We start from the raw sequence: 11,443 nt of genomic DNA, 5'->3' as shown, positions 1-11,443 counted from the left end.
TATATATAGAAAAAGCCTGAGCAAGGCTCAAGCTTTTTCTTAGTGACCACGGTTACATGAAATGAATTTGATTTTGTAGTAATCTGCTCTCTTATACGTTTCGCTATAGGCAAGAACTTGTCCAGTTGCTTCAAGCTTAGTAGTTTTTGTTTGAAGTACTGTTGGGAATTGTGTATCAATTCCTAGGACAGAAGCAGCATGTTCTGGTGTTGGGAATGCAATTGCATTGATTTCCTCAAAATGCTCATCACTCATGTGAATGTGGTAATCCAATTTGAAACGTTTATAGATAGAGCTATAATATTCAAGATTTGGATAATTGGCATTGATATATTGTTCTGGAACATAAGATGTGTGATAGATGTAAACAACACCATTTGTTTCGCGTACACGTTCAATTTTGTAGTAGAACTGATCACCACGTAGTCCAAGTTTATCTAAATATTCAAGTTTATTTCCACGCTCGATAGAAAGGACGGTTACCTTATCATCTTTCGTTTCGAAAACTTCGACGTCTGAAAATTCTACGAGTTTGTGTTTACGTGCGCGTGAAACGAATGTACCCTTTCCTTGTTGGCGAACGATGTAACCATCTTTAGCAAGATCGTTTAAAGCACGAACAACTGTGATAGAACTTACGTCATACATTGAAATCAATTCGGCTTCTGTGTAAAATTTATCACCACTTGCAAATTGACCAGAGATAATTTTATTTTTTAATTCATCTTTAATATATTGGTATTTTGGAATAGCCATAATTTCACCTCAATTCTATTTTTCCATCCCTGATTCTACCATAAATGTAAATAAAATAGTAGTATTTAGGTAAAAAAATTAAAATAATAGGTTAGAAACATTATTATACATGTAAAAAAATCCATTTTATAATTAGATAATTCTCTGAACTTTTAAAATAGCCTCTTTCATGCGATTTTTTGATAATTTTGGTAAAAGGTAAGTAAAAAAATGGAAAAATTTTAAAGAATTTTCCAAAACCTATTGACAAATGCAAAAGATTTGATTATATTTAATATTATAACAAATGAAAGCGCAAACTTAGTTAGTCAGAGGTGTAAAAATGACAAGGTTTAAAATTGAGGACGATTTCTATTTAGATGGGAAACCGTTCAAGATTTTGTCTGGTGCCATTCATTATTTTAGAATTCCAGCAGAGGATTGGTATCATTCGCTCTACAACTTAAAAGCGCTTGGCTTTAATACAGTCGAGACTTATGTTGCATGGAATTTACACGAACCTGTTGAAGGGGAGTTTAATTTTGAAGGTGATCTGGATTTAGAGAAATTTCTCCAAATAGCGCAGGATTTGGGTCTCTACGCAATTGTGCGTCCGTCTCCCTTTATCTGTGCGGAATGGGAATTCGGTGGTTTACCAGCTTGGCTCTTGACCAAGAACATGCGAATTCGCTCATCCGACTCAGCGTATATCGAGGCAGTTGGTCGCTACTATGATCAATTATTGCCAAGACTGGTGCCGCGTTTGTTGGACAATGGCGGAAATATTCTCATGATGCAAGTCGAGAACGAATACGGTTCTTATGGAGAAGATAAGGCTTACCTGAGAGCGATTCGAAAATTGATGGAAGAACGAGGGATTGATTGCCCACTCTTTACTTCAGATGGCCCATGGAGAGCTACTTTGAAAGCTGGAACCTTAATCGAAGATGACCTCTTTGTAACAGGCAACTTTGGTTCTAAGGCACCTTACAACTTTTCACAGATGCAGGAATTCTTTGATGAGCATGGTAAGAAATGGCCACTCATGTGTATGGAGTTCTGGGATGGCTGGTTCAATCGTTGGAAAGAACCGATTATCACACGGGATCCGAAAGAATTGGCAGAAGCTGTTCGAGAGGTATTGGAGCAAGGCTCTATCAACCTTTACATGTTCCATGGTGGTACAAACTTTGGCTTCATGAATGGTTGCTCGGCTCGAGGAATTCTGGATTTGCCACAAGTTACATCTTATGATTACGATGCCCTTCTGGATGAAGAAGGAAATCCAACTGCCAAATATTTGGCAGTCAAGAAGATGATGGCAACACATTTCCCAGAGTATCCGCAGTTGGAACCACTCTATAAGGAAAGCATGAAGGTGGACGCTATTCCACTTGCTGAAAAAGTTTCCTTATTTGAAACCTTAGATAGTCTTTCTAGTCCAACAGAAAGTCTCTATCCAAAAGCGATGGAGGAATTAGGTCAATGTTATGGATATCTTCTCTATCGTACTGAGGCAAGTTGGGATGCAGAAGAAGAACGCCTTCGCATCATCGATGGACGTGACCGTGCTCAACTCTTTGTAGATGGTAAACGAATTGCAACTCAATATCAGACGGAGATTGGGGAAGATATCTATTGTCAAGGTAATCGAAAGGGTTCTTCACAACTTGACATCTTGATTGAAAATATGGGCCGTGTTAACTATGGACATAAGTTCTTAGCTGATACACAACGTAAAGGAATCCGAACAGGTGTCTGCAAGGATTTACACTTCTTACTTAATTGGAAACAATATCCACTACCACTGGATAATCCTGAGAAAATTGATTTTTCAAAAGGATGGACAGAAGGACAACCAGCCTTTTACGCTTATGACTTTACAGTACAAGAGCCAAAAGATACTTACCTAGACTTATCTGAGTTTGGTAAGGGAGTTGCCTTTGTCAATGGGCGTCACTTAGGACGTTTTTGGAACGTCGGCCCAACACTCTCGCTTTATATCCCTCATTGTTATCTCAAGGAAGGTGCTAATCGTATCATTATCTTTGAAACAGAGGGTGAATATAAAGAAGAGATTCATTTAACTCGTAAACCTACACTAAAACATATAAAGGGGGAAAATTTATGACAATTGTAGGATGCCGTATCGATGGACGTTTGATCCACGGACAAGTAGCCAATCTTTGGGCTGGAAAACTAAATGTTTCACGTATTATGGTTGTGGATGACGAAGTTGTCAATAACGACGTTGAAAAGAGTGGTTTGAAACTAGCGACACCACCAGGTGTGAAGTTGAGTATTTTGCCAATTGAGAAAGCGGCAGCCAATATTCTTGCTGGTAAATACGATAGCCAACGTCTCTTTATCGTTGCTCGTAAACCAGACCGTTTCCTTGGTTTGGTAGAAGCAGGTGTACCACTTGAAACCCTTAATGTTGGGAATATGTCTCAAACACCAGAAACTCGCGCCATCACACGTTCTATCAACGTAGTGGACAAGGATGTGGAAGACTTCCACAAACTGGCGGAAAAAGGTGTTAAACTTACTGCTCAAATGGTTCCAAATGATCCAGTTTCAGACTTTTTGAGCTTATTAAAATAGGAAAAAATTTTTAGGAGGTCATTGTTATGATACAATGGTGGCAAATTTTACTTCTCACTTTGTACTCAGCTTATCAAATCTGTGATGAGTTGACGATCGTTTCATCTGCAGGTTCCCCTGTATTTGCTGGTTTCATTACTGGTTTAATCATGGGAGATGTGACAACTGGTTTGTTTATCGGTGGTAGCTTGCAGTTGTTCGTTCTTGGGGTTGGTACCTTCGGTGGTGCTTCTCGTATCGACGCAACTTCTGGTGCGGTTCTTGCAACAGCATTCTCAGTTTCACAAGGAATTGCTACAGACCTTGCGATTACAACAATCGCTGTACCAGTAGCAGCACTTTTGACATACTTCGACGTTCTTGGACGTATGACAACTACTTTCTTCGCACACCGTATTGATGCTGCAATCGAACGCTTTGACTATAAAGCAATCGAACGCAACTACCTTCTTGGTGCTCTTCCTTGGGCTCTTTCTCGTGCCCTTCCAGTCTTCTTTGCCCTTGCCTTTGGTGGTGCATTTGTACAAACAGTAGTAGACTTGGTTAAACAATACCAATGGGTTGCAGATGGTTTGACACTTGCAGGACGTATGCTTCCAGGTCTTGGATTTGCAATCTTGCTTCGTTACCTTCCAGTTAAACGTAACCTTCACTACCTTGCTATGGGATTCGGTTTAACAGCTATGTTGACTGTTCTTTACTCATACGTAACTGGTCTTGGTGGCGCTGTTGCTGGTATCGTAGGTACTCTACCTAAAGATGTGGCTGAAAAAATTGCTTTTGTCAACAACTTTAAAGGTTTGTCTATGATTGGTATCTCTATCGTGGGTATCTTCCTTGCAGTGCTTCACTTCAAAAATAGTCAAAAAGTAGCTGTAGCAGCACCTTCTACACCATTAGAAAGTGGGGAAATCGAAGATGACGAATTCTAATTACAAACTTACAAAAGAAGATTTTAATCAAATCAACAAACGTAGCTTGTTTACTTTCCAATTAGGTTGGAACTACGAACGTATGCAAGCTTCTGGTTACCTTTACATGATCTTGCCTCAATTGCGTAAAATGTATGGGGATGGAACTCCTGAATTGAAAGAAATGATGAAAGTTCATACTCAATTCTTCAATACTTCACCATTCTTCCACACAATCATCGCTGGTTTTGACCTTGCCATGGAAGAAAAAGATGGTGTAGGTTCAAAAGATGCCGTTAACGGTATCAAGACAGGTTTGATGGGACCATTCGCTCCTCTTGGAGATACTATCTTTGGTTCACTTGTACCTGCTATCATGGGATCTATCGCAGCAACTATGGCTATCGCTGGCCAACCATGGGGTATCTTCCTCTGGATTGCAGTTGCAGTAGTGTATGACATTTTCCGTTGGAAACAGTTAGAATTTGCCTACAAAGAAGGGGTTAACCTTATCAACAACATGCAAAGTACTTTGACAGCTTTGATTGACGCTGCATCTGTACTTGGTGTCTTCATGATGGGTGCTCTTGTAGCAACAATGATCAACTTTGAAGTTTCTTATAAATTGCCAATCGGTGAAAAAATGATTGACTTCCAAGACATCTTGAATTCAATCTTCCCACGCTTACTTCCAGCAATCTTTACTGCCTTTATCTTCTGGTTGCTTGGTAAGAAAGGTATGAACTCTACAAAAGCAATTGGTATCATCATTGCTCTTGCAGTAGGTCTTTCATTCATCGGTAAATTCTTGCTTGGAATGGGCGTATAATTTATGACGAAATCATTAATTTTGGTGAGTCATGGTCGCTTCTGTGAGGAACTTAAAGGTAGCACAGAAATGATTATGGGTCCACAAGACAATATTCATGCGGTAGCTCTTCTTCCAGAAGATGGACCAGAAGACTTTACTGCAAAATTTGAAGCTGCTATCGAAGGATTGGATGATTTCCTAGTCTTTGCGGATCTTCTTGGTGGTACACCATGTAACGTGGTGAGTCGCTTGATCATGGAAGGTCGTGATATCGAACTTTACGCAGGGATGAATCTTCCAATGGTGATTGAATTTATCAATGCTAGCCTTACAGGTGCAGATGCGGACTATAAGAACCGTGCTGCGGAAAGCATTGTGAAAGTTAATGACCTGTTAGCTGGCTTCGATGATGACGAAGATGAATAATACTCTTCGAAAATCAAATTCAAACTACGTCAACGTCGCCTTGCCGTATAGATGTTACTGGCTTCGTCAGTTCTATCTACAACCTCAAAGCAGTGCTTTGAGCAGCCTGCGGCTAGTTTCCTAGTTTGCTCTTTGATTTTCATTGAGTATACGATGTGACAACGTGAAAATCGTTAGAGCATTTTATATAGAATATACATGGGAATGGGGCTTACTCCCATTCCCATATTTAATAGAAAAAGAGGAACTCAATGCTACATTATACAAAAGAAGACTTGATTGAATTGGGTGCAGAAATCACTACACGTGAAATCTACCAACAGCCTGATGTATGGAAAGAAGCTTTTGAATCTTATCAAGCAAAACGTGAAGAAATTGCAGCCTTCCTACAAGGGATTGCTGATAAACATGACTATATCAAGGTTATCTTGACAGGTGCTGGGACTTCTGCTTATGTGGGAGATACCTTGGTACCATACTTTGAGGAAGCCTATGACGAACGCAAGTGGAATTTCAATGCCATTGCGACAACAGATATCGTTGCCAATCCAGAAACTTATTTGAAAAAAGATGTGGCAACTGTCCTTGTGTCTTTTGCTCGTAGTGGGAACTCGCCTGAAAGTGTGGCGACTGTTGATTTGGCAAAAGCCTTGGTGGATGAGCTTTATCAAGTGACGATTACTTGTGCAGCGGACGGTAAATTGGCTCTCCAAGCCCATGGTGATGACCGCAATCTCTTGCTTTTGCAACCAGCTGCCTCTAATGACGCTGGATTTGCCATGACTTCTAGCTTTACGTCTATGATGTTGACAGCTCTCTTGGTCTTTGATCCTACAGAATTTGCTGTTAAAGCTGAACGTTTTGAAGTTGTATCTAGTCTTGCCCGTAAAATTCTAGACGATGCAGAAGATGTCAAAGAACTTGTTGACCTAGATTTTAACCGAGTCATCTATCTAGGCGCTGGTCCTTTCTTCGGTCTTGCTCATGAAGCTCAGCTCAAGATTTTGGAATTGACAGCTGGCCAAGTGGCGACCATGTATGAAAGCCCAGTTGGATTCCGTCACGGTCCAAAATCTCTGATCAACGAAGATACAGTTGTTTTGGTCTTTGGAACAACGACAGACTACACTCGTAAGTACGACTTGGACTTGGTTCGTGAAGTTGCGGGTGATCACATTGCTCGCCGTGTTGTGCTTTTGATTGATCAAGCCTTTGGTCTTGAAAATGTCAAAGAAGTGGCCCTTGGTTGTGGCGGTGTCTTGAATGATATTTACCGTGTCTTCCCTTACATCGTTTATGCCCAACTCTTTGCCCTATTGACTTCACTCAAGGTAGAAAATAAACCTGATACACCGTCTCCTACAGGTACCGTAAACCGTGTGGTACAAGGTGTTATCATCCACGAATATCAGAAGTAATACTGCGTTTATGAATTCTTGACAAGAGGATTTGTATATTATCAGGCAAACCATAGATTGTCAATTCGCTTTCTATGGTTTGTTTGCTTGAGAGAAATAGTAAAAGGAGAAGAGAATGAAAGTATACACAGAGCGTGTATTTGGAAATGTTGAGGGCAAAGATGTCTTGGCCTATCGATTTGAGACGGACGGTGGCTACCAGCTTGAGGTCATGACTTATGGTGCAACTATCTTGCGCTATGTCACACCTGACAAGACTGGAAATTTTGCCAATGTTATCTTGGGTTTTGATGACTTTGATAGCTATGTAGGCAATAGTCCCAAGCATGGAGCTAGCGTAGGTCCTGTAGCGGGCCGTATTGCAGGTGCGACCTTTGAGCTTAATGGCAAGACTTATGACCTTGAAGTCAACAATGCTAGCAACTGCAACCACAGTGGCTCAACAGGTTGGGATTCCAGCTTGTTTGAAGTTGAAGAAGTAAGCAATCATGGCTTGACCCTCTACACAGAGCGTACAGATGGGATAGGAGGATTTCCTGGCAATCTCAAGATTTGGATCAGTTACCACTTAGAAGAAACTGGTGCCTATGAAATCAGCTACAAGGTGACGACCGATCAAGATACGTTGGTCAATCCAACCAACCACAGCTATTTCAACTTGTCTGGTGATTTCACAAAGACGATTGACCGTCATGTTTTCCAACTAAACACAGAGGGCATTTACCCAATCGCTCCCGACGGTGTTCCTGCCAAAACTCCAGAAGCCAACCGTGATGTAGTCAAACACATCTACAATGGTGCCTTGTTGAAGGATATCTTTGCAGAGGGAGATGAGCAAATCCAACTTGTGTATGGTTTAGATCATCCATTTGCTCTTCCTGCAGGTCATGACAATGCTGGTTTCCTTTATGACCAAAACTCAGGTCGCTTCCTGCTTTTCAAGACAGAAGCTCCTTGCTTTGTGGTCTACACAGCAAACTTTGTGGATGAAAGTGTCATCATAGGAGGCCAGCCAATGCTACAGCACAATGGGATTGCTCTTGAAGCGCAAGCTTTACCAGATGCCATTCACAGTGACCTCAAAGACCAAGTCATTCTCAAAGCCGGTCAAACCTTTACAAGTAAGACACGTTATGAGCTTGTTGTGAAATAAAGCAATAGAATTGTTGTAGGTATTACCGACGTTAATTTTTCATGGGATTCAGATTATGATCTCTAAATTAGTCTATCTTGCAGATGGTCAGTCTTTGTGATAGAATAGCATAAAGTCCTTTTGAGGGGGAACTTGCTAGGAAATCCCCAAGCATTGTAACGGATGAACCACCCTCGCCTTTTTGTGAGGGTGGTTTTTTATTTGTAAGTAATAAATAATAGAGAAAGAGTGTATAGCATGTCGAGAATTGTCAGCATTCATCCAGCAAAGGAAATCCATCGCTATGGCTTTGAGAGTACCCAAGTCTATCGAGCCCGTATAGCACGACATCTGGGTTTGGAATATGTCCACCTTGTGTCGAGTCCTCAGCTTCGTCCTGACTGGAAGAAAGACTTGATTAAGTTAGGATTTTTAGAAAAAGAACTGATATGTGTTCCGCATAGTTTTTCAGATATAGGTCATGCAGACTTATCAGTGAAGCCAGAAAGTTTAACGCTAGCAGATGGAGATCAGGTTGAACTCAATGAAGATGGTTTTGTGGCCTCTGTTACCCTAGGAGATGGCTCGGGGAGATATTACTATACCAAGGGTCCCTTCTTGTTTGAAGATTTCAAGGAAAAGGAACTTCGTTGGTATCATGAAAATGGAGAATTGGCTCTGGAAGGACGCTTTATCGATCCCTTTAAAGAACCCTCTCCTGTCACTATCTTTTACCCAGAATACATCTACCGCATAGGAGGAGAAATCCGTTCTGAAGAGGACTTGCTGGTTAAGTTCTTAGCCAAATGGGCCCAGCAAACCGACCTCTTCATCCGTGACCAACAAATCGTTCCCAAACCCAGCCTCTGGCGTTATATGGAAAACACGGACAAAAATTACTATGAAGTCATCCATGAAAATGTCATGCGAGACTTACGCCTCGCCAATCTGCGCAAGACAAACAAATACCTAGTTGCCAGTGAAAAGTTGACAGAAAGCTTGGCCAAGGAAGGTTACCAGACAAGATTCCTGCCACCTATGTTTACAGAAAATCCCGGTCAAATAAAAGAAGTGGGACCTGTGCTAGACTATTGTTTAGTGGGTCATATGGGAGAAGGCAAGAACGTGGAGCTTGTCATTGAAGCCTTTATCGAACTCTACAAACGTGGCTCCAAGGCCCATATTACTTTTTATGGTGGTACAGAGGAGCGTCTGGAGGAACTGCGCAATCGCTACGATCTGCCACCAACCATTCACTTTAAAGGTATCGTTGACGAAGTACCTTATCATCTGCATAAATGTTATCTGTCGGCTAGTTATACAGAGTTATTTGCCAATGCCTGCGTCGAAGCCCTCAATCAAGGTTTGCTGGCTTTGTTATCAGATGTGGAAATTGCCCATCGTTTCTATGCTGACAAGTCAGATGCCATCCGCCTCTTCCGGAATAAGGGACAATTGATTCAAATGATAGAAGAGATGGAGCAAGCAGACTATGGACAGTCAAATGCAGAAAATATCGCCCTAGCATCTCACTATTCACTAGGGACAGTGGCCCAAGGCTACCGCGAACTACTAGATAGGAACTTATAGGATGTTGTAAGTTGATCAATCTAGCTTTTCTCACTGGTCCAATACAATATAAAACCAAAGGAAGACTATATGAAAGCAAAATCTAAACCCATAGCTGTCATTTTGATCCGTTCGGGTTCACGCGGCTTGGTGGATAAAAATATCAAACCGCTTGCAGGCAAACCTTTGGTTTTCTATACCATAGAAGTTGCTCTAGCCTCTAAGCTATTTAGTGACATCTGGGTTTCCTCAGACTCATTAGCCTATTTAGAACTCTGTCGTCAAGCCTATCCAGAGATTCGTTGTGTCCATAGACCAAAAGAATTGGCCCTATCAACAACCTCTAGCTTAGAAACCTTACGAGACTTTTTACAGCCCTTTGAGGAAGAGCAGGTCTTTGTGAATCTACAGGTGACTTCACCCCTGAGAGAAGTAGAGCATCTTATCGAGTCCTACCAGCTCTACTGTCAGTCTGGAGCTGACCATTTGATTTCCTGTGTTAAGGCGGACAAGAGTCGTAGTCTTTACTTGCAATTAGCGGAGTCGTCATTTATCCGTCCGCCTCAGGTTTCCAAGCACTATGCTCGGCAGAAAGAACCTGTATATTACTATCCCAACGGTAGTATCTGGATTTCTCGCAAGGATCGTTACCTACGAGATGAGACCTTTTACACAGATAAGACAGTAGCCTATGAAATGCCCAAACTCTATTCTTATGATATCGACGATGCCTTGGACTTTGAAGTCGTTGAGACCTTGCTGCACCATCACCACCTAGGAGAATCAAAGAGATGAAATACCTCATCATTGCCACAACGCCCTTGCAGGCCAAGATTGCACAGCATATCAAAGGACTCTATCCTGATCAGGACTTTGTCAGCCTTTATGTCAGTCCTGTAAAAAATGCTTGTCAGGAGCATTATGCCAAGGGTTTTGACCACGTTCACTATCCTCAGACGGCAGAGGACTTGGTTCAGATTTGTCAGGAGCTGACCGGAGACTATGACACTATCTTTTATGCTAGTTTTGACAATAGCTTGGTGCTGGACTTGGTTGCTAGTTCGACCTACCAGCACCTCATGAGTTTCGATGATGGTTATGCGGATATTTATCCCTTGGGTATGTATGCTTGGCCCCTTCAAACAAGTCAGGTGGGTTCTTTGGGCTTGACCAGAGATGACCTGATTGAGCGGACGGAAAAACACTATACCCTCTATCGCAGTGACTACCATGTCGTGGCTAGAGAGAAGCTAGTCTATTTGGAGCATTTTTTTGACCTGCCACAAGCTCCCGTCTCAAATGGTAAGACGGTTAAAGTCCTGCTGGGGCAAAAGTTCTCTGAAGAGGATGATCAGATCTCCATCCGCTTTATTAGTACCTATGCCAAGGCCTTGGCCATTGACCTCTATCTACCCCATCCCAAGGAAACCTTTACTATCCCTGATGTGACCTACTTGGAGTCGGAGCTCATCTTTGAAGATGTCCTAGCCCAACTCATCCAAGAATACGAGTTCGTTCATGTCTATCACTTTACTTCGTCTGTCAGCCTGCACTTAAAAGACCTGCCTCATGTGACCATTACAGGTATTTCTCTCCCCTACTATGAGGACCGTCAAAAAGAATTGCGACGATTAGGTTGTCAGTTTGAAAGGGTTTCACTTGGCTGGTAGTATAAATGTATATTTTTAAACATGTAAATCCATGCATCTGTATGGATTTTTTATATATAAATATAGTTAAAAACTATAGTTTGAATGATCAAAAAGTAATCAAATTTCTTGTGTGAGAGGTTTTGAAATGTTAAAATAGGAACGTTAGATTTTCGAGTTTATCAATT

Annotated in this window: 11 protein-coding genes; 10 read left to right on the top strand and 1 reads right to left on the bottom strand. The window is 41.5% G+C overall.

Going from position 1 to position 11,443, the window contains the following annotated elements; translation table 11 throughout:
* Positions 1-39 precede the first annotated feature (39 nt).
* On the bottom strand, positions 40-756 hold the full coding sequence (locus tag MK482_RS06715; protein ID WP_268718308.1) for a GntR family transcriptional regulator: 717 nt from the start codon (positions 754-756) through the stop codon (positions 40-42).
* A 322-nt stretch (positions 757-1,078) separates the two neighbouring features.
* On the opposite strand from MK482_RS06715, the gene MK482_RS06710 reads away from it, so the two are divergent.
* From MK482_RS06710 to MK482_RS06665, 10 genes are all read left to right on the top strand, one after another.
* Positions 1,079-2,866 carry a glycoside hydrolase family 35 protein gene (locus MK482_RS06710; protein ID WP_268718307.1) on the top strand — a complete coding sequence of 596 codons (1,788 nt, stop codon included), beginning with the start codon at positions 1,079-1,081 and terminating at the stop codon, positions 2,864-2,866.
* Entirely contained in the window at positions 2,863-3,339 is a 477-nt protein-coding gene (locus MK482_RS06705) for a PTS sugar transporter subunit IIB (RefSeq protein ID WP_000156971.1), read from the top strand. Before MK482_RS06710 ends, MK482_RS06705 begins: the two co-directional genes overlap by 4 nt.
* Before the next feature lie 26 nt (positions 3,340-3,365).
* Positions 3,366-4,271 (top strand): PTS mannose/fructose/sorbose/N-acetylgalactosamine transporter subunit IIC, encoded by a 906-nt coding sequence (locus MK482_RS06700; RefSeq protein WP_268718306.1) that lies wholly within the window; start codon positions 3,366-3,368, stop codon positions 4,269-4,271.
* Complete coding sequence (locus MK482_RS06695; RefSeq protein WP_049491987.1) at positions 4,258-5,079, top strand: PTS system mannose/fructose/sorbose family transporter subunit IID; 822 nt, start codon at positions 4,258-4,260, stop codon at positions 5,077-5,079. Before MK482_RS06700 ends, MK482_RS06695 begins: the two co-directional genes overlap by 14 nt.
* A 3-nt stretch (positions 5,080-5,082) precedes the next feature.
* Positions 5,083-5,487, top strand: coding sequence for a PTS sugar transporter subunit IIA (locus tag MK482_RS06690; protein ID WP_000167442.1), 405 nt, complete (start codon positions 5,083-5,085; stop codon positions 5,485-5,487).
* Between the two features lie 251 nt (positions 5,488-5,738).
* Entirely contained in the window at positions 5,739-6,905 is a 1,167-nt protein-coding gene (locus MK482_RS06685; protein WP_268718305.1) for an SIS domain-containing protein, read from the top strand.
* A gap of 115 nt (positions 6,906-7,020) precedes the next feature.
* Entirely contained in the window at positions 7,021-8,058 is a 1,038-nt protein-coding gene (locus MK482_RS06680; RefSeq protein ID WP_268718304.1) for an aldose epimerase family protein, read from the top strand.
* A 237-nt stretch (positions 8,059-8,295) separates the two neighbouring features.
* The gene (locus tag MK482_RS06675) at positions 8,296-9,627 is read left to right on the top strand and encodes a glycosyltransferase (protein ID WP_268718303.1); all 1,332 of its coding nucleotides are present in this window, start codon (positions 8,296-8,298) and stop codon (positions 9,625-9,627) included.
* 69 nt (positions 9,628-9,696) lie between these two features.
* Positions 9,697-10,401 carry a cytidylyltransferase domain-containing protein gene (locus tag MK482_RS06670; RefSeq protein ID WP_268718302.1) on the top strand — a complete coding sequence of 235 codons (705 nt, stop codon included), beginning with the start codon at positions 9,697-9,699 and terminating at the stop codon, positions 10,399-10,401.
* Positions 10,398-11,276, top strand: coding sequence for a glycosyltransferase family 52 (locus MK482_RS06665; RefSeq protein WP_268718301.1), 879 nt, complete (start codon positions 10,398-10,400; stop codon positions 11,274-11,276). The genes MK482_RS06670 and MK482_RS06665 overlap by 4 nt, the downstream gene beginning before the upstream one ends.
* The last annotated feature ends 167 nt before the right edge of the window (positions 11,277-11,443 follow it).

Origin of the sequence: Streptococcus mitis, assembly GCF_026782865.1 — a bacterium.
GTDB classification, from domain to species: domain Bacteria; phylum Bacillota; class Bacilli; order Lactobacillales; family Streptococcaceae; genus Streptococcus; species Streptococcus mitis_CG.
This window is presented reverse-complemented; position numbering and strand designations above follow the sequence as displayed.